The following is a 22,446-nucleotide window of genomic DNA, read 5'->3' as shown; positions in this document are numbered from 1 at the left end:
CCGGCCGTGTAGTGCCCCCTCCCCCCCCCGCGGTTATACCCCCCCTGGGTTTCACCAACCAGGTGTCCCATTGCGGCACGGGGGGGGGGGGCGGGCCGCACCCCCCCCCCCCCGCCCCCGCCCCCGTACCGCCAGTACCTGCCGTGCTCGTGCGGCAGCGCGTGCCGTTCCTACTGCGCGCCCGGCCGCACCAGGCCGCTCTCGTACGCGAACACCGCGGCCTGCACCCGGTCGCGCAGCCCCAGCTTCGTCAGCACATGACCGACGTGCGTCTTGACCGTCGTCTCGCTCACGAACAGGTCCGCCGCGATCTCCGCGTTCGACAGCCCGCGCGCCACCAGCTTCAGGACCTCCACCTCACGGTCGGTCAGCGTGTGCAGGGTGTCCGGCATCTCGTCCTCACCCGACGGCAGGTGGTCCGCGTACTTGTCCAGCAGACGGCGCGTGATGCTCGGCGCCAGCATCGCCTCACCGGCCGCCACCACCCGGATCGCCTGCACCAGCTCGTGCGCGGGGGCGTCCTTCAGCAGGAAGCCGCTGGCTCCCGCCCTGAGGGCCTCCACCACGTACTCGTCCAGGTCGAACGTCGTCAGCACGAGCACCTTCGCCGGACCGTCCCGGCCCGGCCCGGTGATCTGCCGGGTCGCCTCCACCCCGTCCATCCGCGGCATCCGGATGTCCATCAGCACCACATCGGGCTGCAAGGCCCGCACCTGATCGAGCGCCTGCAAACCGTCACCGGCCTCGCCGACGACCGCAAGATCCTGCTCGGCCTCCAGGATCATCCGGAAACCGGTGCGCAGCAGAGGCTGGTCGTCGACCAGTAGGACGCGGATCGCCACAGGAACTCCTTCATTAGACCGGCCCCATTCTGCCCTGTGCGCGGATCGGTGCGTCCGGGCGCGGGTGCTGGGGGGAGGGGGGAGTCGCGGGCGGGTGCGTGGCGCATGTCACGTGCGGGTGCGTCGTGGCCGGTGCGCGTCCTGTGCGGGTGCGTCGTGTTCGGCGGGCGTCCTGTGCGGGCGCCTCATGGGCGGCGGGCATTCGGTGCGGGTGCGTCGTGGCCGGTCGCGCAGTTCCCCGCGCCCCTGATGGCCTGCCGTGCGGGCAGCCGTCCCCTGCGGCGCGGCCGCCCCCCTCCCGGCGAGCGCCTGCGCCGGTCGCCCTACTCCGCCAGCGCCTGCCTCGGCACCACCGGCAACGGATACACCGGGGGAGTGCCCCCGAACTCCGGACACACCGCCTGGTGATCACACCACCCGCACAGCTTCGTCGGCCGCGGCCGCCATTCCCCCGTCTCCGTCGCCTCCACGATCGCCTCCCACAGCGCGTGCAGCTTGCGCTCCATCCGCTCCAGATCCGCCTCGTTCGGGTCGTACGTCAGCACGTCTCCACTGCCCAGGTACACCAGCTGAAGCCTGCGCGGCACGATCCGCTTCCACCGCCAGATCACCAGCGCGTAGAACTTCATCTGGAACAGCGCGCCCTCCGCGTACTCCGGACGCGGCGCCTTCCCCGTCTTGTAGTCGACGATCCGCACCTCACCCGTCGGCGCGACGTCCACCCGGTCGATCACCCCGCGCAGCCGCAGCCCAGACTCCAGCTCCGTCTCCACGAAGAGCTCCCGCTCGGCCGGCTCCAGACGCGTCGGATCCTCCAGCGTGAACCACTTCTCGACCAGGTCCTCCGCCTGCCCCAGCCACCGCGCCAGCCGCCCGCCCTCGGCGTCGTCCGCGAACAGCCCGGCCAGCTCGGGCTTCGACTCCAGCAGCCGGTCCCACTGCCCCGGCACCATCGCCCGTGCCCGCGGCGCCGTCCGCTCCACCGCGGGGTCGTCGAACAAGCGCTCCAGGACGGCATGGACCAGCGTGCCCCGGGTAGCAGCCTCACTCGGCTTCTCCGGCAGCTTGTCGATCACTCGGAACCGGTACAGCAGCGGACACTGCATGAAGTCGCTCGCCCGCGACGGGGACAACGACACGGGCCGCCTCGCCACGTCCGCAGGACCGCTACTCGTATTCATGACTCAGACCCTACGACCCACCACTGACAACGCCCGCCTACCATCGACGGCAGACCCCGTCGCACTGCATGATCGGGGCATTGCCCCGCACAACGGCACCAGGTCGACACAGGCTTCAACAAAGATTTACCCGACGGCGCAGCACCCGGCACCACCGACGAGACGCCAGCCAACGAAGGGACACCGTGGACGAGAGCGGCGACAGCGGACGCCCCCACACCGGCGCGGACGACACCCGCCCCGACGCCACCCGCCCCCCGGGCCCGGACGCCACCCACGCCTCCGACCCCACCGGCACCCGCGTCCCCGGCCCCGACACCACCGGCACCCCCGGCCCCGACGGCAGCCGCGCCCCCGGTCCCGACGGCAGCCACGTCTTTGGCCCCGACGGGTCCCGGGCCTCCGGCCCTGACGGCAGCCGTGCCCCCGGCTCCGAGGCCACTCGCGTCTCCGGTTCCGGCGGCACTCGGACGCCTGGCTCCGACGGCAGCCGCGTCCCCGGCCCCGACGCCACCGGTACCCCCGGTCCCCGCGTCCCCGGCCCCGACACCACCGGCACCCCTGGTCCCGACGGCCCCCGCGCCTCCGGTCCCAGCGGCACTCATACGCCCGGCCTCGACGACACCCGCGCCCCCGACGCCACCGGCACCCCTGACCCCGACGGCCCCCGCGCCCCCGGTCCTGACGACAGCCGCACCCCCGACCCCGCCCCCACCCCCGGCGGCCCGACCAGCACGGACGCGGCCCCCGCCCCGTCGGCGTCCGCCGAGCGGTCCAGCAATCCCGGCGGCGGTCTTCTCATGGGCCGTCCCTTCGGGGTGCCCGTCTACGTCGCCCCGAGCTGGTTCCTCGTCGCCGCCCTCATCACCTGGGTCTTCGGCGGCCAGCTCGACATCGTCCTGCCCGAGCTCGGCGCGGCCCGCTACCTCGTCTCCCTCTTCTTCGCCGTCGCCTTCTACGCCTCCGTACTCGTCCACGAACTCGCCCACACCGTCGCCGCCCTCCGCTTCAAACTCCCCGTACGGCGCATCCAGCTCCAGTTCTTCGGCGGCGTCTCCGAAATCGAGAAGGAGACCGAGACCCCGGGCCGCGAATTCGTCCTCGCCTTCGTCGGACCCCTCCTCTCCCTCGCCCTCGCCGGACTCTTCTACTGGGCCATGGACCTCGTCGAAGCGGGCACCGTCCCCGGCGTCCTGCTGGCCGGGCTGATGATCTCCAACCTCATCGTCGCCGCCTTCAACCTCCTTCCCGGCCTCCCCCTCGACGGCGGCCGCATGCTCCGCGCCGTCGTCTGGAAGATCACCGGCAACCCCATGACCGGCACCGTCGCCGCCGCCTGGGTCGGCCGCGCCCTCGCCGTCGCCGTCCTCATCGGCCTCCCCCTCCTCACCCACACCGGCGCCCTGGGCAACAAGACCCAGGACATCACCGGCATGGACACCGTCCTCGACGCACTCCTCGCCGCGATCCTCGCCGCCATCATCTGGACCGGCGCCGGAAACAGCCTCCGCATGGCCCGCCTGCGCCAGCACCTCCCCGACCTCCGCGCCCGCACCCTCACCCGCCGCGCCGTCCCCGTCGAACCCGCCACCCCCCTCTCCGAAGCACTCCGCCGCGCCAACGAAGCAGGCGCCCGCGCCCTCGTCGTCGTCGACGGACACGGCACCCCCACCGCCGTCGTCCGCGAAACCGCCATCGGCAACGTCCCCGAACACCGACGCCCCTGGGTCGCCGTCAGCGGCCTCGCCGCCGACCTCACCGACGACATGCGCATCCCCGCCGAACTCGCCGGCGAAGCCCTCCTCGACCGCCTCCGCGCCGCCCCCGCCACCGAGTACCTCGTCATCGAGGAGACCGGCGAGATCTACGGGGTCCTCTCCACCGCCGACGTCGAGCGCGCCTTCGTCAAGGCCATGGCCCGCCCCCGCCCGTGACCACCGCGGTGAGAAGGCATCCCAGCAGCCGGTAGGCTGGTCACATGTCCGAACCGACCGGTGCCGCCCGCCGACGCGGGCCCTTCAAGGTCGGGGACCAGGTCCAGCTCACTGACCCCAAGGGCCGCCACTACACGTTCACGCTCGAAGCCGGGAAGCAGTTCCACACCCACAAGGGTGCCTTCTCGCACGACGAGCTGATCGGGGCGTCCGAGGGCAGTGTTGTCCGAACCACGGGAAACGTCGCCTACCTGGCGCTGCGCCCCCTGCTCCCCGACTACGTCCTGTCCATGCCCCGCGGCGCCGCCGTGGTCTACCCCAAGGACGCGGGGCAGATCCTGGCCTTCGCCGACATCTTCGCCGGCGCCCGCGTCGTCGAGGCGGGAGTGGGCTCCGGAGCGCTCAGCGCCTTTCTCCTGCGCGCCATCGGCGACCACGGAATGCTGCACTCCTACGAGCGCCGCCAGGACTTCGCGGACATCGCCCGGGGCAACGTCGAACGCTACTTCGGCGGCCCCCACCCGGCCTGGACCCTCACCGTCGGCGACCTCCAGGACAACCTCTCCGACACCGAGGTCGACCGCGTCGTCCTCGACATGCTCGCCCCCTGGGAGACCCTGGAGGCCGTCTCCAAGGCCCTGGTCCCCGGCGGCATCCTCTGCGCGTACGTCGCCACCACCACCCAGCTCGCCCGGACCGTCGAGTCCATCCGCGAGATCGGCTGCTTCGCCGAACCCCAGCCCTGGGAGTCCATGGTCCGCAACTGGCACGTCGAAGGACTCGCCGTCCGCCCGGACCACCGCATGATCGGCCACACCGGCTTCCTCGTCACCGCCCGGCGCCTCGCCGACGGCGTCGAGCCCCCCATGCGCCGCCGCCGCCCCTCCAAGGGCGCCTACGGCGACGACTACGAAGGCCCCAACAAGGAGCGCGGCTCCAGCGAGGCCCAGGGCTGAGCCCAGGCACCGCACCCGCAGCCGCCCCAACAGACCGGCGCCGCCGTCCCGTTCCCGTACCGACACGGAAATGGGACGGCGGCGTCTTTTCGTTGCCCGCCCCCACCGATCCGTTCTCTGTACGAAGTCCCACCCCCGGCATTCCCACCCCCCGCCCCGTGTGGCACGATTCCGGCACCCCTCCCGTCGCCGGCGCCCCTCCCGGCACAGCCCCACAGGAGACCCCCGCGTGCCGAACACCGCGCTCCCGGACCTCGCACACACCCGGCCCCGCGCGATGCACTGGCTCGCCACCGCAGCCGCCACCGCAGCCGTCGTGGCCCTCGCCGGACTCCTCCAGCCCACCGCCGCCACCGCCTCCCAGACGGCGGCCGGCAACGCACCCCAGGCCCCGGCAGCGGCCCGCCCCGCCCCCGACCCGGCCACCGCCACCTACCCCCTGCGCTGCCGCGCCGGCAAGCCCGTCGTCGTCCACCGGGCAACCGGCGACCTCGACGGCGACAACGCCCCCGAAACCGTCGCCGCCGTCCGCTGCGAGACCGGCATGGGCACCCCGTCCACGGGCATCTACGTCCTCACCGGAGCCGGAACCGGAGCCGGAAGCAATGCCGGAGCCGCAGCGGAAAACGGAACCGGCGGCCGCGTCGTCGCCACCCTCCTCGACCCCGCCGACCAGCAGAACGCCACCGGCCTCACGATCACCGGGCGCGCCGTCACCGCGACCCTCCTCGGCTACTCCTCCGAAGCCGTCGCCCGCTGCTGCCCCGACACCAGGCAGCGCACCACATGGCAGTGGCGGAACGGAAAATTCCTCCGCTCCGCCACCACCGACGCCCGCAGCGTCTGAGGACCGGTCCCCGCCTACTCGGCGTCCGGCCCGTACACCTCGACCCTGTCCGAAACCCGACGCACATGAATGCAGTCGCCCGGGCACTCCTTCGCCGAATCCACGACATCGTTCAGCAAGGTGAGCGGAACCGGCGTCGTCGCACCGGGCGACTGCAGCAACTCGTCGTCACCGCTCTTCACATACGCCAGACCGTCGATGTCGAGCTCGAAGACCTCCGGCGCGTACTGCGCGCAGATCCCGTCGCCGGTGCAGAGGTCCTGATCGATCCACACCTCGAGAGGGTCGCCGACCTGGGCGCCGTCCGCGGTGGGAGCCTCTTCCTGCACGGTCATATCTCCTGCCGTTTCCTGCGCGGTATGCACCAATTGAAGCCAGCCCTGACGGGTGTTGAACACTTCGAAGATACAACCGCCCGCTTTCCGATGTTGCTGGGTGGGTATCCCCCCACTGTGAGGGAGTACGCAAGGGTGAAGATCAGACACTCCGCGATCCGGTTTGTGATCTAGGGGTTTCAACCAGCACCCACCCAGGTAGGGTCAGGAAGCGTCCAGCTCCCCCTGGAGGAGGTGAGGACCGTGGCAGCCCACGACGACGACATCAACCGCGGCATCCGGCCCGCGCGAGGGTCCGAGGACCCCGCCGGACAGGTTGCCTATCTAGAGCAGGAAATCGCCGTCCTGCGACGCAAGCTCGCCGACTCTCCGCGTCACACGAGGATTCTCGAAGAGCGGATCGTCGAGCTGCAGACCAACCTGGCAGGCGTGTCCGCCCAGAACGAGCGGCTCGCCAACACACTCCGCGAGGCCCGCGACCAGATCGTGGCCCTCAAGGAAGAAGTGGACCGGCTCGCACAGCCGCCGGCCGGCTTCGGAGTGTTCCTGGAAGCCAACGAGGACGGCACGGCCGACATCTTCACCGGCGGGCGCAAGCTCCGGGTGAACGTCAGCCCCAGCGTCGAGCTCGACGAGCTCCGACGCGGCCAGGAAGTGATGCTCAACGAAGCACTCAACGTGGTCGAAGCCATGGAGTTCGAGCGCGCCGGGGACATCGTCACCCTCAAGGAGATCCTCGAGGACGGCGAACGCGCCCTGGTCACCGGGCACACCGACGAGGAGCGGGTGGTCAGGCTCGCCGAGCCCCTGCTGGACGTCACCATCCGCCCCGGCGACGCCCTGCTCCTCGAACCCCGCTCCGGCTACGTCTACGAGATCATCCCCAAGAGCGAGGTCGAGGACCTGGTCCTCGAAGAGGTCCCGGACGTCGACTACGAGAAGATCGGCGGCCTGGGCGACCAGATCGAACTGATCCGCGACGCGGTCGAACTGCCCTACCTCTACCCCGACCTCTTCAAGGAACACGAACTGCGTCCCCCGAAGGGCATCCTGCTCTACGGCCCGCCCGGCTGCGGCAAGACGCTCATCGCCAAGGCCGTCGCCAACTCCCTCGCCAAGAAGGTCGCCGAGGTCACCGGACAGCCCCAGGGGAAGTCCTACTTCCTCAACATCAAGGGCCCCGAACTCCTCAACAAGTACGTCGGCGAAACCGAGCGCCACATCCGGCTCGTCTTCCAGCGCGCACGCGAGAAGGCCAGCGAGGGCACCCCCGTCATCGTCTTCTTCGACGAGATGGAATCCCTCTTCCGCACCCGCGGATCCGGCGTCAGCTCGGACGTGGAGAACACCATCGTCCCCCAGCTCCTCGCCGAGATCGACGGCGTGGAAGGCCTGGAGAACGTCATCGTCATCGGCGCCTCCAACCGCGAGGACATGATCGACCCGGCGATCCTCCGGCCCGGCCGACTCGACGTCAAGATCAAGATCGAGCGCCCGGACGCCGAAGCCGCCAAGGACATCTTCGCCAAGTACCTCAAGGCCAGCCTGCCCCTGCACGCCGACGACCTCTCGGAGCACACCGGCTCCAAGGACGCCGCGGTGCACGGCATGATCCAGACGGTCGTCGAGCGGATGTACGCCGAATCCGAGGAGAACCGCTTCCTCGAAGTCACGTACGCCAACGGCGACAAGGAAGTCCTCTACTTCAAGGACTTCAACTCCGGCGCGATGATCCAGAACATCGTCGACCGGGCCAAGAAAATGGCGATCAAGGCCTTCCTCGACCACAACCAGAAGGGCCTGCGGATCGCACACCTCATCCAGGCCTGCGTGGACGAGTTCAAGGAAAACGAAGACCTGCCCAACACCACCAACCCCGACGACTGGGCCCGCATCTCCGGAAAGAAGGGCGAGCGGATCGTCTTCATCCGCACCCTCGTCACCGGAAAACAGGGCGCGGACACCGGACGCTCCATCGACACGGTGGCCAACACCGGCCAGTACCTGTAAGGCGCAACCCGGCTGCGGATGCCGGCGGACACCCCGCCCGGCATCCGCAGCCGACGCATTCCCCCCACCGCTTCCACCGCTTCACCCCCATCCCGAAGCCATTCCGGAGCAAACACGCAATCGTTCTCCCCACCAGCGCAAAGGCGTTCTAGGCTCTTCCGTACCGCCACCGCCGGTCGCACAGTGCGGGGACGGGACCGCACACGCACCCGAAAGAACCAGCGGTACTTGAGCCCGCCCCAGAACAGGGGCGGCGCCGGGCAAGGAGGGCCGCATGACCGTACGTCGAGTAATGGGCATCGAGACGGAATACGGAATCTCCGTCCCCGGCCACCCCAACGCCAATGCCATGCTCACCTCGTCCCAGATCGTCAACGCCTACGCCGCCGCGATGCACCGGGCCCGCCGCGCCCGCTGGGACTTCGAAGAAGAGAACCCCCTGCGCGACGCCCGAGGCTTCGACCTCGCCCGCGAAGCAGCCGACTCCAGCCAGCTCACCGACGAGGACATCGGCCTCGCCAACGTCATCCTCACCAACGGCGCCCGGCTCTACGTCGACCACGCGCACCCCGAGTACAGCTCCCCGGAGATCACCAACCCGATGGACGCCGTCCTCTGGGACAAGGCCGGCGAACGCATCATGGCCGAAGCCGCCGACCGCGCCGCTCAACTCCCCGGCGCCCAGCCGATCCTGCTCTACAAGAACAACACCGACAACAAGGGCGCCTCCTACGGCACGCACGAGAACTACCTGATGAAGCGGGAGACCCCCTTCTCGGACATCGTGCGCCACCTCACCCCGTTCTTCGTCAGCCGCCAGGTCATCACCGGCGCGGGACGCGTCGGCATCGGCCAGGACGGCAACGAACACGGCTTCCAGATCAGCCAGCGCGCCGACTACTTCGAGGTGGAAGTCGGCCTGGAGACCACCCTCAAGCGCCCCATCATCAACACCCGTGACGAACCCCACTCCGACGCCGAGAAGTACCGCCGCCTCCACGTCATCATCGGAGACGCCAACCTCTCCGAGATCTCGACGTACCTGAAGCTCGGCACGACGGCACTCGTCCTCTCCATGATCGAGGACGACTTCATCAACGTCGACCTCGCCGTCGACCAGCCCGTCCGCACCCTCCACCAGGTCTCCCACGACCCCGGCCTCCAGCAACTGGTCACGCTGCGCAGCGGCCGGTCACTGACCGCCGTACAGCTCCAGATGGAGTACTACGAGCTGGCCAGGAAGTACGTGGAGGAGCGGTTCGGGGCGGACGCCGACGACCAGACCAAGGACGTCCTCACCCGGTGGGAGGACGTGCTCAACCGCCTGGAGAACGACCCGATGAGCCTGTCCGGGGAACTGGACTGGATCGCCAAACGGGAACTCCTGGAGGGCTACCGCCGGCGCGACAACCTCGACTGGGACGCACCCAGGCTCCACCTGGTCGACCTCCAGTACGCGGACGTACGCCCCGACAAGGGCCTCTACAACCGCCTGGCGGCCCGGGGCAGGATGAAGCGGCTCCTGGACGAGAGCGCGGTGGAGCGGGCCGAGACGAAGCCCCCGGAGGACACCAGGGCCTACTTCCGCGGCCGCTGCCTGGAGCAGTACGCGGACGACGTCGCGGCGGCCTCCTGGGACTCGGTCATCTTCGACCTCCCGGGCCGCGACTCCCTCCAGCGCGTCCCGACCCTGGAACCGCTGCGGGGCACCAGGAACCACGTCAAGGAGCTGCTCGACCGGTGCCGGTCAGCGGAGGATCTGGTCCGGGTGCTCTCGGGCGGCTGAAATGCGGCCCAGGTGGGAATCACACAAGTGCGAGGCGAATGTCGGACCCGGGTTATAGGGTCGGATCAGGGGTCGGACAAACGGCCCGCAGGAAAAACATCTAACCGAGCGGGGTGAGGTAGAGATGGCGACCAAGGACACCGGCGGCGGACAGCAGAAGGCGACGCGTTCCACCGAGGAGACCGAGGAGCAGACTGCGGAGGCGCAGGGGTCGGAAGACCTCAAGGAACGCCAGGAAAAGCTTTCGGATGACGTGGACTCCGTCCTCGACGAAATCGATGATGTGCTCGAGGAAAACGCCGAGGAGTTCGTGCGTGGATTTGTTCAGAAGGGTGGAGAATAGGCGTAAATGTCCGATTCCCTTCCGGTCAAGAAATGCTCACGCTGTCAGCGTCTTTTGTCGCGGGATGCTTTTGCGCGGAACAAGGCATCCCGCGACGGCCTTCAAGCATACTGCCGTGAATGCTGGGCCGCGTATTACCAAGAGCGTCAAATTGCTCGGGGCAAGAATGTGCGGCCGAGGGTGCAAACGCCTGAGGGGCATAAGTACTGTCGAGCTTGCGGGCAAGTCAAGCCGCATAGTGAATGGCACAAAAACGCATCGGCATCAGATGGGTTGGCCACACGTTGCAAACCGTGTCGGGCGGAGGAGAGTCGAGCGCATCACCTCAAGCGCGCTTACGGCATCACCGAAGCCCAGCGCGACGAAATGGTCGCCTCGCAGCAGGGGGTCTGCACGATCTGCCTGAAGGCCCCCGCCGTGCATGTGGATCACTGCCACGAGACGGGTAGGGTCCGAGGCGTACTGTGCTTCAACTGCAATGCGGCCCTCGGCCAGTTGGGAGACGATCCCGACACCTTCAACCGGGCCATCGCATACCTGGAGGGAAACGCGTGGAAGCCAACACTCGTAGCACCGGGCGTCTACCAGCTGCCTTCCTGACGCCCGGGTCGTCCTCGTTCATGGACTTCCTCGGCGAGCACTCGCCCGAGCTGCTCCCCGGCAACCGGGTGCTGCCGCCCGTGCAGGGCGTCGTCGAAGCGCCGCACGGGACGACCATCGTGGCCGCGGCCTTCCCCGGCGGGGTCGTCCTCGCCGGCGACCGCCGCGCGACCATGGGGAACATGATCGCCCAGCGCGACATCGAGAAGGTCTTCCCGGCCGACGAGTACTCGGCGGTCGGGATCGCGGGCACGGCGGGGCTCGCGGTGGAGATGGTGAAGCTCTTCCAGCTGGAGCTGGAGCACTTCGAGAAGGTCGAGGGCGCGCAGCTCTCGCTCGAGGGCAAGGCGAACCGCCTGTCGACGATGATCCGGTCGAATCTCGGAATGGCGATGCAGGGGCTGGCCGTCGTGCCGCTGTTCGCGGGGTACGACCTGGACCGGGAGAAGGGCCGCATCTTCTCGTACGACGTCACGGGCGGCCGTTCCGAGGAGGCCGCCGGTTACGCGGCGACCGGTTCGGGTTCCGTGTTCGCGCGCGGTTCGATGAAGAAGCTGTACCGGAAGGACCTGTCGGAGCAGGAGACGACCACGCTGGTCATCCAGGCGCTCTACGACGCGGCGGACGACGATTCGGCGACCGGTGGGCCCGATGTGGCGCGGCGCATCTATCCGATTGTGACCGTCATCACGGAGGACGGTTTCCGCCGGTTGTCGGACGACGAGTCCGCCGAACTGGCGCGGGCGATTCTGGAGAAGCGTCTGGAGCAGCCCGACGGCCCGCGTGCCGCGCTCCTCTGATTTTCCCGAGCTTCTTTCATGTTTTCGCCTCTGACAGAAAGGGACGGATAGCCGGTGTCGACGCCGTTCTATGTCTCACCCCAGCAGGCCATGGCCGACCGGGCGGAATACGCCCGGAAGGGCATCGCCCGTGGACGCAGCCTGGTTGTGCTGCAGTTCGCCGACGGCATTGTCTTCGTCGGCGAGAACCCGTCCCGTGCGCTGCACAAGTTCAGCGAGATCTATGACCGGATCGGCTTCGCGGCCGCCGGTAAGTACAACGAGTACGAGAATCTGCGGATCGGTGGCGTCCGGTATGCGGACATGCGTGGGTACACGTATGACCGTGACGACGTGACGGCGCGGGGTCTGGCGAACGTGTACGCCCAGACGCTCGGTTCGATTTTCTCCAGCAGTGCGGAGAAGCCGTACGAGGTGGAACTGGTGGTCGCCGAGGTCGGCACCGAGCGGGAGGGCGACCAGATCTACCGGCTGCCGCACGACGGGTCGATCGTGGACGAGCACGGTTCGGTCGCGGTGGGCGGCAACGCGGAGCAGATCAGCGGTTTCCTGGATCAGCGGCACCGTGACGACATGAGTCTGGCGGAGGCGTTGAAGCTGGCCGTGCAGGCGTTGTCGCGGGACACCAACGGTACGGAGCGGGAGATTCCGGCGGAGCGGCTGGAAGTGGCGGTGCTGGACCGTACGCGGCCGCAGCAGCGGAAGTTCAAGCGGATCGTGGGGCGGCAGTTGTCGCGTCTGCTGGATGCCGACGGTGATGCGTCGGCGCCGACCGAGGTGCCTTCGGACACCGAGGAGGAGTAGCGCCGAGAGTTCTGCGGGTGGCCCCGGACTGCGTGGATGCGGTCCGGGGCCACTGGTGTGTCAGGGCTTGGCCGGTGCTGCCGTGGAGCCGCGGGTGACGAGTTCGACGGGGAGCTCGGTGTTGTCGGGGGTGTGTCCTTCGAGGACGGCGAGGAGGGCGGCCATGCCGCTTCTGCCGACCTGTTCGGCGGGGAGGCGGACGGTGGTGAGTTCGGGTTCGACGGCGGTGGCGAGGGCGAGGTCGTCGAAGCCGGTGACGGAGATGTCGTCGGGGACGCGCAGGCCGAGGCGGCGCAGGGCCTTGCAGGCGCCGGCGGCGAGGACGTCGTCGTCGCAGATGACGGCGGTGGGGCGGTCGGTGCCGGTGGTGAGGGCGTTTTCGAGGGCGGTGCGGGCGCTGTGCACGTCGAGGGCGGAGTGGACGGTGCGCAGGGTCGTGGTGCCGGGCGGGAGGGTCTCGGCGAGGGCGCGGGCGCGGACGTGGAAGGTCCAGGTGTCGACGGCGGAGGCGAGGTGGAGGAAGCGGCGGTGGCCGAGGCCGAGGAGGTGGTGGGCGACCTGGTGCATGCCGTCGGCGACGGCGAGGTTGACGTGGGCGGCGGCGTGGCGGCCGGTGGCGTGCGTGGCGGTGGCGTCTGTGTCGTCGGCGTCCGGGTCGGTGGTGTCCGCCGGGTCGTGGGTGTCGGTGGGGTAGCTGTCGAGCATGACGAGGGGGAGTCCGGTGCCGCGGAGTGCGCCGAGGGCGTGGGTGGCCATGGAGGAGGCGATGACGCCGTCGAGGGCGGTGCGGGCGGAGGCGAAGGGGTCGCGGGCGGGTCCGGTGCCGTCGGGGGAGGGGTAGAGGACGACGCCGAAGCCGTGTTCGGCGGCGGTGGCGGCGGCTCCGGTGTAGACGCGGGCGAAGAATTCGTTGGTGAGGGCGGGGACGACGAGGAGGGCGGTGCGGGTGTTGCCGAGGCGGAGGCTGCGGGCGGCCTGGTTGGGGCGGTAGCCGAGGTCGTCCGCGGCGCCGCGGACGAGGGCGGCGGTGCGGGGGGAGACGCGGCCCTGCCACTTGTCGCCGAGGACGAGGGAGACGGTGGCCTGGGAGACTCCGGCGGCCCGGGCGACGTCCCTGCTGGTGGGGGCGGTGCGGGCGGGGTGTGCGGGGGTGGGCACCGGGTTCTCCGTGGGGGTGGGCGCTGGGGGTGCGGGGTGGACCGCGGGGTTGGGCTCATGGTACGTATGACGGCGGTAGTTATACGTAAAACCCCTTCGCCCGGCGGGCGGTTCCGGGGGAAGAAGGGCGGGACGGATGGCCGCGGGATACGGCGAGCTGCTCAGGACGCGCCATGCGGCGCGCCTGTTGGCCGGGACGCTGGTGGGGCGGCTGCCGAACGCGACGGCGCCGATCGCCATCATGCTGTTCACGCGTGCGGAGGGCGGTTCGTACACGCTGGGCGGCGCCCTGGCCGCGGTGTACGGGGTCTCCAACGCGGTCGGGCAGCCGCTGCTGGGCCGGGCGGTGGACCTGAAGGGGCAGCCGAGGGTGCAGTTGCCGGCGGCGTTCCTGTCGGCGCTGGGGATGCTGCTGCTGTGCCTGTCCGGGATCGGGCACCCGGTGCTCGCGTACCTGGCCGTCGTGGTGGCGGGCCTGTTCACGCCGCCGCTGGAGGGCGGGCTGCGGGCGCTGTGGCCGAGCGTGCTGGGCGACGGGGACAAGGTGCACCGGGCGTACGCGATGGACGCGGTGGCCCAGGAGGTCATGTTCACGGTGGGTCCGCTGCTGGTGACGGTGCTGGTCTCGCTGTGGTCGCCGGCGGCGGCGCTGCTGGTGATCAACGGGATCGGCGTGCTGGGCGCGTTGTCGGTGGTGGTGTCGGAGCCTTCGCGGGTGTGGCGTTCGGCGCCGCGCGAGGCGCACTGGCTGGGGGCGCTGCGTTCGCCGGGGCTGCTGGCGTTGCTGGGGTCGTTCTTCTTCGTCGGGGTGGCGCTGGGTTCGATCACGGTGGCGGGGGTGGCGTACGGGGACGACCACGGGAAGCCGTGGGTGTACGGGGTGCTGATGGCGGCGCTGGGGCTGGGTGCGCTGGTGGGAGGTCTCGGGTACGGGGCCCGGCGGTGGGCGGGGGCTCCGGAGCCGCGCCTGCTGGTGATCGTGGCGTTGCTGGCGGTGGGGTATCTGCCGTTGCTGCTGACGCCGGGAGTGGTGGCGATGACGGTGCTGGCGGGTGTGGCGGGGGTGTTTCTGGCGCCGGCGTTGGCGTGTGCGTTCATCGTGGTGGACCGGCATGCGCCGCGGGGGACGGTGACGGAGGCGTTCTCGTGGCTGGTGACGACGTTCGGTGTGGGGTCGGCGGTGGGGACGGGTGCGGCGGGGCCCGCGGTGGAGCTGGGGGGTACGGCGGCGAGTTTCGGGGTGGCGGCGGTCGGCGGGGTGCTGGCGCTGCTGGTTCTGGTGGCGACGCGCCGGGTGCTGACGGTTCCTCAGGTCGGGGAGGGCGCCGTAAACATGGCGGGGGCTTCCGAAAATGATCGAATCGGTGAGGTCGAACCCGGTTTCAGCTCGGGCCATCAGGCGTAATGTTCAGACATGGACCGCCGCATTTTCGGGCTGGAGAACGAGTACGGCGTCACGTGCACGTTCAGGGGACAGCGCCGACTGTCTCCTGACGAAGTGGCGCGCTACCTCTTCCGCCGTGTTGTGTCATGGGGCCGCAGCAGCAACGTCTTCCTGCGGAACGGCGCCCGCCTGTACCTCGACGTGGGATCGCATCCGGAATACGCGACACCCGAGTGCGACAACCTGACCGAGCTGGTCACCCACGACAAGGCCGGGGAGCGCATTCTCGAAGGCCTGCTCGTCGACGCCGAACGACGCCTGCACGAGGAGGGAATCGCGGGCGACGTCTATCTGTTCAAGAACAACACCGATTCCGCCGGGAACTCCTACGGCTGCCACGAGAATTACCTGGTGGCGCGGCACGGTGAGTTCTCCCGGCTCGCGGACATTCTCATTCCGTTCCTGGTGACGCGTCAGTTGATCTGCGGAGCGGGCAAGGTGCTCCAGACGCCCCGGGGCGCGGTGTACTGCGTCAGCCAGCGTGCCGAGCACATCTGGGAGGGCGTCAGCTCCGCGACGACGCGTTCGAGGCCGATCATCAACACGCGTGACGAGCCGCACGCGGACGCGGAGCGCTACCGGCGGCTGCACGTCATCGTGGGCGACTCGAACATGTCCGAGACGACGATGCTGCTGAAGGTCGGCGCGACGGACCTGGTGCTGCGCATGATCGAGGCGGGCACGGTGATGCGGGACCTGACGCTGGAGAACCCGATCCGGGCGATCCGCGAGGTGTCGCACGACATCACGGGCCAGCGGAAGGTGCGGCTGGCCAGCGGCCGGGAGGCGTCGGCGCTGGAGGTGCAGCGCGAGTACTACGAGAAGGCCGTGGACTTCGTCGACCGTCGCGAGATCCGCGAGGGCAACGTGGCGAAGGTGCTGGAGCTGTGGGGCCGGGCGCTGGACGCCATCGAGGCGGAGGACCTGGACCGGATCGGCACCGAGATCGACTGGGTCATGAAGTACAAGCTGATCGAGCGGTACCGGGCGAAGCACAACATGACGATGTCGCATCCCAGGGTCGCGCAGATAGACCTCGCGTACCACGACATCCACCGGCGTCGCGGGCTGTACTACCTGCTGGAGAAGAAGGGGCAGGCGGCGCGGGTCTGCAACGACCTGAAGATCTTCGAGGGCAAGTCGGTGCCGCCGCAGACGACGCGGGCGCGCCTTCGGGGCGACTTCATCCGGCGGGCGCAGGAGCAGCGCCGGGACTTCACGGTCGACTGGGTGCATCTGAAGCTGAACGACCAGGCGCAGCGGACGGTGTTGTGCAAGGACCCCTTCCGGTCGGTGGACGACCGGGTGGAGAAGCTGATCGCGGGCATGTGAGCGGGCGCGGCCGGACGGTCGCGGGCGGGCCGCCGGATTTCCGGTGGCATGCGGCTCAGTGCGCGTCACTCGTGGGGCCCCGTGGGCGGTGTGTCCGTGGGGCCCCCTCGCACGCCCTCCGCCGCACGGGGCGGGGCGGGCCGTAGAGTGGCGGCCACTGGCCATCAGTCCCCCCAACCCCCGAGGACACTTGTGCGACGCCGACTTGCAGCCTTTCTGATCGTTCCGGCCCTGGCTCTGACCGCGTGCGGGGGCGGTGAGTCGAAGGAGCCGACGGACGGGAAGAGTTCCTCGGCGAGTCCGGACAAGCCGGCGAAGCAGCCGGAGGCGCCGAAGCCGGTGGAGTCGGCGGACCCGATGCCCACGGTGAAGGGCGAGGTGGGCAAGCAGCCCGAGGTGACGATCCCCAAGGGCGACCCGAGCGGCAAGTTCGTGGTGAACACCCTGAAGGAGGGTGACGGCGCGGAGGTCAAGAAGGGCGACCAGGTGATCACCGGGTACGAGGCGAAGATCTGGAAGGGCGGCAAGGCGCTGGGCGGCTCGTACGGCGAGAAGGCCGCTCCGCCGCAGATCATCTCGGCGGGTTCGCCGACGGTGATTCCGGCGTTCTCGCAGGCGGTGCTGGGCAAGAAGCTGGGCAGCCGGCTGCTGGTGGTGGCGCCGCCGGCCGCCGCGTTCGGTGCGCAGGGGCAGCCGCAGATGGGTGTCGGCCCCACGGACAACCTGGTCTTCGTGCTGGACCTGCAGAAGGTCATGCCGAAGATGGCCGAGGGCAAGCAGAAGGACACCGCCGCCGACCAGCCGAAGATCGTCGCGGACAAGCCGGAGCCGGCCACGATCACGATTCCGAAGAACGACCCGCCGAAGAAGCTGGTCTCGGAGACGCTGATCGAGGGCGACGGCCCCGAGGTGAAGAACGGCCAGACCGTGTACATGCACTACAGCGGTGCGGCCTGGGAGCTGAACAAGGGCAAGCCGAAGGCGGAGCTGTTCGACTCGAGTTGGAAGCGGGGCGAGCCGTTCAACACGGCCATCGGCGCCGGTCAGGTCATCGAGGGCTGGGACAAGGGTCTGGTCGGCAAGAAGGTCGGCAGCCGGGTCATGCTGATCGTTCCGGCGGCGCAGGCGTACAAGGACCAGGCCCGTGGCGAGGCCCTGCCGGCCAATTCCACGCTGGTCTTCGTGGTGGACATCCTCGCGGCAATGTAAGACTGTCCCGTTGTCCGACATGTACGAAGTAGGAGCAGACCTGTGAGCATCGAGAAGCCCGAGATCGACTTCCCCGAGGGCCCCGTTCCCACGGACCTGGAGATCGTCGACATCTGGGAGGGCGACGGTCCCGAGGCGAAGGCCGGTGCCTACGTCAAGGTCCACTACGTGGGCGTGGCGTTCTCCACCGGCGAGGAGTTCGACGCCTCGTGGAACCGCGGCACCCCGCTGGAGTTCCAGCTCGGCGCCGGTCAGGTCATCAAGGGCTGGGACCAGGGCGTGCAGGGCATGAAGGTCGGCGGCCGCCGCCGGCTGACGATCCCGGCGAACCTGGCCTACGGCGACCGCGGCGCGGGCGGCGGTGTGATCGCCCCGGGCGAGACGCTGATCTTCGTCTGCGACCTGGTGTCCGTCTGATCGCAGCGTGTGTACGCCGCCGCCGTGTGTGGTGCGAGGGCCCCCGCCTCCCCGGCGGGGGCCCTCGGCGTCCTCCCGGGGTCTCGGCGCCCTCTCGGGCCCTCTGGGTCTTCCCCGGGGTCCGGGGGCGGGCGGGGGCCTGCCGGAGGGGCCCTCGGCTTTCGCGGCGACACCCCGGGGCGGTACGGTCGACGGTCGTAGCGCCCGGACGGTTGGTGGCGCGCATCTGGGGAGAGAGGGCGTCGATGGCGATTGCCAAGGCCGAGCGTTTGATGAACCTGGCGCTGTGCCTGCTGGGGACGCGGCGCCCGCTCAGCAAGCGTGAGCTGAAGGAGTCCATCGAGGCCTATCTGGAGGCGGGCAACGAGGAGTCCTTCAACCGGATGTTCGAGCGCGACAAGGACGATCTGCGCGAGCTCGGCCTGGTCATCGAGACGGTGGAGAACCTGGACGGCGACGCCGGGTACCTGGCCCGCCGGGACAGCAACCGGCTGCCCGCGATCCAGCTGGACGCCGAGGAGGCCGCCGCGCTGGGGCTCGCCGCGAAGGTGTGGCAGCAGGCCCGGCTCGCGGGCGCGGCCTCGGGCGCGCTGCAGAAGCTGCGCGCGGCGGGGATGCCGGAGGCGGAGGACCCGTACGCCGCCCAGCCGCCCAGTGCGCTGGAGCCGAGGATTCCGGTGCACGAGGCGGCGTTCGAGCCGTTGATGCTGGCCTGCCGGGACCGGCGGCCCGTGGTCTTCGACTACCGCAAGGCGACGGCGGCGCGGCCGGAGCCGCGGCAGGTGGAGCCGTGGACGCTGGAGTGCTGGCGGGGCCACTGGTATCTGGCGGGCTGGGACCGCGACCGGGGTGCGGAGCGGGTGTTCCGGCTGTCGCGGATCACCGGGAAGGTGCGGTCCAGGACGGGGCGGTTCACCGCGGAGGTGCCGGACGTGGTGACGGTGCGGGAGACGGTGGAGAGCTGGGCGGGGGAGACCGCGACCCGCAGCGCGCTGATCAAGCTGCGGGCGGGGGCCGGGTATCCGCTGCGCGAGCGGGCCACCGCGGCGCGGGAGCTGGGCGACGGCTGGGACGAGCTGGCGATTCCGTACGGGCACGGCCTGGACGCGTGGCTGGTGGAGTTCGGGCCCGACGTGGTGGTGCTGGAGCCCGCGGACCTGCGGGCGGATGTCGTGGACCGGCTGCGCGCCGTGGCCAAGGGCTGAGGGGCGGGAGCTTTCTTCATGGCGACGAATGCCATTGACCAGACGCGGCGGATGCTGTCGCTGGTGACGTATCTGCGGGAGCGGCCCGGCGCGTACATCGAGGACGTGGCGCGGGCCTTCGGGATCACCCAGGACGAGCTGATCTCGGACCTGGACGTGCTGCCGATGTGCGGGACCAGTTTCCGGGGCGGTGACCTGCTCGACATCGACACCGACGGCGAGCGCATCTGGTGGCACAACCCCGACGACGTGGCGGAGCCGCTGCGGCTGGCCGCCGACGAGGCGACGGCGCTGCTGGTGGCGGCGCGCGCGGTCTCCACGCTGCCGGGGCTGCGCGAGGGCGACCGGCAGGCGCTGCTGCGGGCGACGGCGAAGCTGGAGGCGGCGGCCGGTGAGGCGGCGGGGGCGAGCTCCCGGCTCTCGGTGACGTTCGAGTCGGAGGGCGGGGTCTTCGCGGACGTCGACCGGGCGATCTCGGAGCGGCGCCGGCTGTGGCTGCGCTACTACTCGCCCGCCCGGGACGAGCTGACCGAGCGCGAGGTGGACCCGATCCGCCTGTTCGCGGTGGGCCACACGTACATGGAGGCGTGGTGCCGCCTGTCGGAGGCGCGGCGCACCTTCCGCCTCGACCGGGTCGCGGAGATCAAGCTGCTCGACGAGCCGTCAGCGCCGCCCCGGATCGAGCTGCGGGACCTGTCGGAGGGGCTGGTGCAGCCCGCGGCGGAGGACCCGGAGGTCGTGGTGGAGGTCGGGCCGGGCGGACGCTGGGTCGCCGAGTACTACCCGCACGACAGCGCCGAGGAGCTGCCCGACGGCGGCCTGCGGGTCACGCTGCGCACCCCCGACCCGGCGTCCCTGCGCCGGCTGGCGCTGCGGCTGGGCCGAGACGGGCGGATCGTGTCGCCGGCGGGTCTCGCGGTGAGCGCCCGGGAGGCGGCGCGGGAGGCGCTGGCGGCGTACGAGGCGCAGCCGGGCGGGCCCGCGTAGCGGCACCGGGGAGCGCGGGGGCGGGACGGGTGCGGGCGGGCGCGTGGGGGCGGGCCCGCCCGGTGTGACGGAACCACCAAGGAGAGCTGGGACATGTCAGTGATGTCTGGTCCTTATCCAGCGGCCGCCGCACCGGAGGCGGTCCTCTTCAAGGCGGCCTGCCCGGACTGCCGGGCCCGCTTCGAGCTGGACGCCGACGGGCTGCGGCTGGCGATCGGCGGCAGCCGCCGCACCACCTTCTACTCCTTCACCTGCCCGGAGTGCGGGAACGCGGTCCGCAAGCCGGCCGGGGAGCGGATCGTGGAACTCCTCACCCGGGGCGGGGTGCGGACGCTGCGCCTCCACTCGGCGCTCTGACGTCCCGGCCGCGCCGCCTCCGCGCGGCGTTGCGACCGCGTGCGACCCCTTAGGCTCCTTCCATGTTCTGGCCCATGCTCGCCATCGCCCTCGGTTTCCTCGGACTCGCCGTGCTCGGCGTGCTGGCGGTCCGGGTCTTCGTCGAAGTCCGTCGTCTGGGGCGGCAGGTCGCCGAGTCCTCGCAGCGGATCACGGTGGCGGCGGAGGACCTGGAGCGGTCGGCGGAGGGGCTGGCGCGCACGGGGGACGCCCTGCGGTAGGCCCGGAAGGCCCGGGTGCGGACCGCGACGTCTCGTGGCGGGCACGTCGGGTGGCTGCCGCTCGTGGTGGCATGGGCGGTACGCTCGAAATGCGGCCCCGAACGAGGCGACGGGCCGCAACCAGGGCGACGCACAGGGATTGCTCGGAGTTTACCCCTGCGGGTTACGATCGCTGACAGCGCGGCGACCGGACAAGCGTCCGGCCGGTCGAGTGCCAGACCCCCTGTCGCCTCGGTGAAGAAGGAAGCAACATGAACCTCGGTGCCCCCGAAATCGTACTGATCATTGTGGTCCTCCTCCTGCTCTTCGGCGCCAAGAAGCTTCCGGACATGGCGCGTTCGCTGGGCAAGTCCGCTCGTATCCTCAAGAGCGAGGCCAAGGCGATGAAGAAGGACGACGCGCCCGAGCCCGCTGCGGAGCCGCAGGGCCCGGTGGTCGAGGCCCCCCGGACGATCAAGGCCGCTCCGGGCGACGTGACCAGCTCGCGTCCCGTGGCCGAGCCGACCGACACCCAGCGCTGACCCAGGTCTGCCGCAGGCGCCGCACGTGGTGACCTGCCGCCGCACGAGATGAGGACGTGGGTTGCTCAAGTCTGCCCGTAAGACGGAGAAGGATCCCGAGGGCCGGATGCCCCTCGTGGAGCACCTGCGCGAGCTCCGCAACCGGCTCGCCAAGGGCGTGGGTGCCATTCTGGTGGCAACCATCGTGGCGCTCGTCTTCAGCCAGAAGGTGCTCGAGTTCATCACGAAGCCGGTGCCCGCCTGCCCGCCGGGCGCGACGAGCAGCGGCGGCAACTGCGCCATCGTCGCCTTCAACTCGCTGATGGCGCCGATCAGCGTGACGATCCAGGTCAGCCTGACCGTCGGGCTCGTGGCGTCCAGTCCCATCTGGCTGTACCAGCTGTGGGCGTTCGTCGCGCCGGGCCTGCACCGGAACGAGAAGAAGTACACCTACGCCTTCGTCGGTGCCGCCGTGCCGCTCTTCGCGGGCGGCGCCTACCTGGCGTACCTGATCCTCCCGGTCAGCGTGAAGGTGCTCATCAGCTTCACCCCCGCCGGGTCGGCGAACATTCTCTCGCTCGGCGACGTCCTCGACTTCACGCTGCGCATGGTGCTCGTCTTCGGTGTCTCCTTCGAGCTGCCACTGATTCTGATCATGCTCAACATGACCGGTGTCCTCACCGGCAGGACCATGCTCAAGTGGTGGCGCTTCGTCATCATGGGCGTCTTCGTCTTCGGCGCGGTGATCACACCCACGACCGACCCCGTCGGCATGCTGGCCCTGGCCGGACCGATCGCCGTCCTCTACTTCGTCGCGGTGATCTTCTCGCTGCTCAACGACAAGCGGCGGGCCCGCCGCGATCCCGACGCGGGTCTGGACGACGACGAGGCCTCGCACCTGGACCTCACGCCCGAACCCCTGGACCACGAGGTCGAACCGGTCGCCGCCTCCCGGATGCTGCCGGAGCAGGCGGGGGCCAAGGGGCCACGGCAGCTCAACGGCTACGACGACATCACCTGATCGCACATGGCCCCCCGGACGACGTCCGGGGGGCCTCTTCGTGCCGGGCGCCGGCCCCCGGGCCCACGTGTCCCGGACGGCGACGCCGCCGACGCCCGGGGCGGGGCGGCCGTGTCCG

The 22,446-nt window shown here is 70.2% G+C and carries 23 protein-coding genes; 19 read left to right on the top strand and 4 right to left on the bottom strand.

Annotated elements, in window-relative coordinates:
* Positions 1 to 170: 170 nt before the first annotated feature.
* Complete coding sequence (locus ACIP93_RS20840) at positions 171 to 842, bottom strand: response regulator transcription factor (RefSeq protein WP_345224640.1); 672 nt, start codon at positions 840 to 842, stop codon at positions 171 to 173.
* A 323-nt stretch (positions 843 to 1,165) separates the two neighbouring features.
* Positions 1,166 to 2,023: a RecB family exonuclease gene (locus tag ACIP93_RS20835; RefSeq protein WP_401760867.1), complete on the bottom strand. Its 858-nt coding sequence runs from the start codon at positions 2,021 to 2,023 to the stop codon at positions 1,166 to 1,168.
* Positions 2,024 to 2,208: 185 nt separating this feature from the next.
* Here ACIP93_RS20835 and ACIP93_RS20830 point away from each other — a divergent pair, with 185 nt between their 5' ends.
* The 3 genes from ACIP93_RS20830 to ACIP93_RS20820 all read left to right on the top strand — a co-directional run bounded on the left by ACIP93_RS20830 (position 2,209) and on the right by ACIP93_RS20820 (position 5,760).
* A complete protein-coding gene (locus ACIP93_RS20830; protein WP_401760865.1) occupies positions 2,209 to 3,957 on the top strand; it encodes a site-2 protease family protein in 1,749 nt (582 codons plus the stop codon).
* 44 nt (positions 3,958 to 4,001) lie between these two features.
* The gene (locus ACIP93_RS20825; protein WP_345224645.1) at positions 4,002 to 4,913 is read left to right on the top strand and encodes a tRNA (adenine-N1)-methyltransferase; all 912 of its coding nucleotides are present in this window, start codon (positions 4,002 to 4,004) and stop codon (positions 4,911 to 4,913) included.
* Between the two features lie 229 nt (positions 4,914 to 5,142).
* Positions 5,143 to 5,760, top strand: a complete 618-nt coding sequence (locus ACIP93_RS20820; protein WP_380837842.1) for a hypothetical protein — start codon at positions 5,143 to 5,145, stop codon at positions 5,758 to 5,760.
* A 14-nt stretch (positions 5,761 to 5,774) separates the two neighbouring features.
* Here ACIP93_RS20820 and ACIP93_RS20815 read toward each other — a convergent pair whose 3' ends face one another.
* A complete protein-coding gene (locus ACIP93_RS20815; protein WP_189828463.1) occupies positions 5,775 to 6,095 on the bottom strand; it encodes a ferredoxin in 321 nt (106 codons plus the stop codon).
* Between the two features lie 243 nt (positions 6,096 to 6,338).
* Between ACIP93_RS20815 and arc the strand changes: the two genes are divergently transcribed.
* The 6 genes from arc to prcA all read left to right on the top strand — a co-directional run bounded on the left by arc (position 6,339) and on the right by prcA (position 12,438).
* On the top strand, positions 6,339 to 8,105 hold the full coding sequence (gene arc / locus ACIP93_RS20810; protein WP_345224650.1) for a proteasome ATPase: 1,767 nt from the start codon (positions 6,339 to 6,341) through the stop codon (positions 8,103 to 8,105).
* 274 nt (positions 8,106 to 8,379) lie between these two features.
* Positions 8,380 to 9,891 (top strand): depupylase/deamidase Dop, encoded by a 1,512-nt coding sequence (gene dop / locus ACIP93_RS20805; protein ID WP_345224653.1) that lies wholly within the window; start codon positions 8,380 to 8,382, stop codon positions 9,889 to 9,891.
* A gap of 124 nt (positions 9,892 to 10,015) precedes the next feature.
* Positions 10,016 to 10,234, top strand: a complete 219-nt coding sequence (locus tag ACIP93_RS20800; protein WP_189828432.1) for a ubiquitin-like protein Pup — start codon at positions 10,016 to 10,018, stop codon at positions 10,232 to 10,234.
* A 6-nt stretch (positions 10,235 to 10,240) separates the two neighbouring features.
* Complete coding sequence (locus ACIP93_RS20795; RefSeq protein WP_401760862.1) at positions 10,241 to 10,834, top strand: endonuclease VII domain-containing protein; 594 nt, start codon at positions 10,241 to 10,243, stop codon at positions 10,832 to 10,834.
* The gene (gene prcB, locus ACIP93_RS20790; RefSeq protein ID WP_345224660.1) at positions 10,786 to 11,634 is read left to right on the top strand and encodes a proteasome subunit beta; all 849 of its coding nucleotides are present in this window, start codon (positions 10,786 to 10,788) and stop codon (positions 11,632 to 11,634) included. Before ACIP93_RS20795 ends, prcB begins: the two co-directional genes overlap by 49 nt.
* A gap of 54 nt (positions 11,635 to 11,688) precedes the next feature.
* A complete protein-coding gene (prcA, locus tag ACIP93_RS20785; RefSeq protein WP_345224663.1) occupies positions 11,689 to 12,438 on the top strand; it encodes a proteasome subunit alpha in 750 nt (249 codons plus the stop codon).
* 60 nt (positions 12,439 to 12,498) lie between these two features.
* Here the strand turns inward: prcA and ACIP93_RS20780 are convergent, their stop codons facing one another.
* On the bottom strand, positions 12,499 to 13,596 hold the full coding sequence (locus tag ACIP93_RS20780) for a LacI family DNA-binding transcriptional regulator (RefSeq protein WP_401760860.1): 1,098 nt from the start codon (positions 13,594 to 13,596) through the stop codon (positions 12,499 to 12,501).
* 136 nt (positions 13,597 to 13,732) lie between these two features.
* Here ACIP93_RS20780 and ACIP93_RS20775 point away from each other — a divergent pair, with 136 nt between their 5' ends.
* The 10 genes from ACIP93_RS20775 (at position 13,733) to tatC (ending at position 22,328) form a co-directional block, all read left to right on the top strand.
* Positions 13,733 to 15,001 (top strand): MFS transporter, encoded by a 1,269-nt coding sequence (locus ACIP93_RS20775; RefSeq protein WP_401760859.1) that lies wholly within the window; start codon positions 13,733 to 13,735, stop codon positions 14,999 to 15,001.
* A 9-nt stretch (positions 15,002 to 15,010) separates the two neighbouring features.
* Entirely contained in the window at positions 15,011 to 16,372 is a 1,362-nt protein-coding gene (gene pafA / locus ACIP93_RS20770; protein WP_345224669.1) for a Pup--protein ligase, read from the top strand.
* 192 nt (positions 16,373 to 16,564) lie between these two features.
* Positions 16,565 to 17,581, top strand: a complete 1,017-nt coding sequence (locus ACIP93_RS20765) for an FKBP-type peptidyl-prolyl cis-trans isomerase (protein ID WP_345224671.1) — start codon at positions 16,565 to 16,567, stop codon at positions 17,579 to 17,581.
* Positions 17,582 to 17,623: 42 nt separating this feature from the next.
* Positions 17,624 to 17,998: an FKBP-type peptidyl-prolyl cis-trans isomerase gene (locus tag ACIP93_RS20760; protein WP_345224673.1), complete on the top strand. Its 375-nt coding sequence runs from the start codon at positions 17,624 to 17,626 to the stop codon at positions 17,996 to 17,998.
* A gap of 245 nt (positions 17,999 to 18,243) precedes the next feature.
* Positions 18,244 to 19,203 (top strand): WYL domain-containing protein, encoded by a 960-nt coding sequence (locus ACIP93_RS20755; protein WP_345224676.1) that lies wholly within the window; start codon positions 18,244 to 18,246, stop codon positions 19,201 to 19,203.
* 18 nt (positions 19,204 to 19,221) lie between these two features.
* Complete coding sequence (locus ACIP93_RS20750) at positions 19,222 to 20,190, top strand: WYL domain-containing protein (protein WP_345224678.1); 969 nt, start codon at positions 19,222 to 19,224, stop codon at positions 20,188 to 20,190.
* Between the two features lie 93 nt (positions 20,191 to 20,283).
* Entirely contained in the window at positions 20,284 to 20,547 is a 264-nt protein-coding gene (locus ACIP93_RS20745; RefSeq protein ID WP_401760856.1) for a hypothetical protein, read from the top strand.
* Between the two features lie 62 nt (positions 20,548 to 20,609).
* Complete coding sequence (locus ACIP93_RS20740; RefSeq protein ID WP_345224680.1) at positions 20,610 to 20,807, top strand: hypothetical protein; 198 nt, start codon at positions 20,610 to 20,612, stop codon at positions 20,805 to 20,807.
* A 251-nt stretch (positions 20,808 to 21,058) separates the two neighbouring features.
* Positions 21,059 to 21,328: a Sec-independent protein translocase subunit TatA gene (tatA, locus tag ACIP93_RS20735; protein ID WP_345224681.1), complete on the top strand. Its 270-nt coding sequence runs from the start codon at positions 21,059 to 21,061 to the stop codon at positions 21,326 to 21,328.
* 106 nt (positions 21,329 to 21,434) lie between these two features.
* Positions 21,435 to 22,328, top strand: coding sequence for a twin-arginine translocase subunit TatC (tatC, locus tag ACIP93_RS20730; RefSeq protein WP_401760854.1), 894 nt, complete (start codon positions 21,435 to 21,437; stop codon positions 22,326 to 22,328).
* Positions 22,329 to 22,446 lie beyond the last annotated feature (118 nt).

Source organism: Streptomyces sp. NPDC088745 (assembly GCF_044751045.1).
GTDB classification, from domain to species: Bacteria; Actinomycetota; Actinomycetes; order Streptomycetales; family Streptomycetaceae; genus Streptomyces; species Streptomyces cremeus.
The sequence above is the reverse complement of the archived record's forward strand: the minus strand, read 5'-3'. Positions and strand labels throughout refer to the sequence as shown.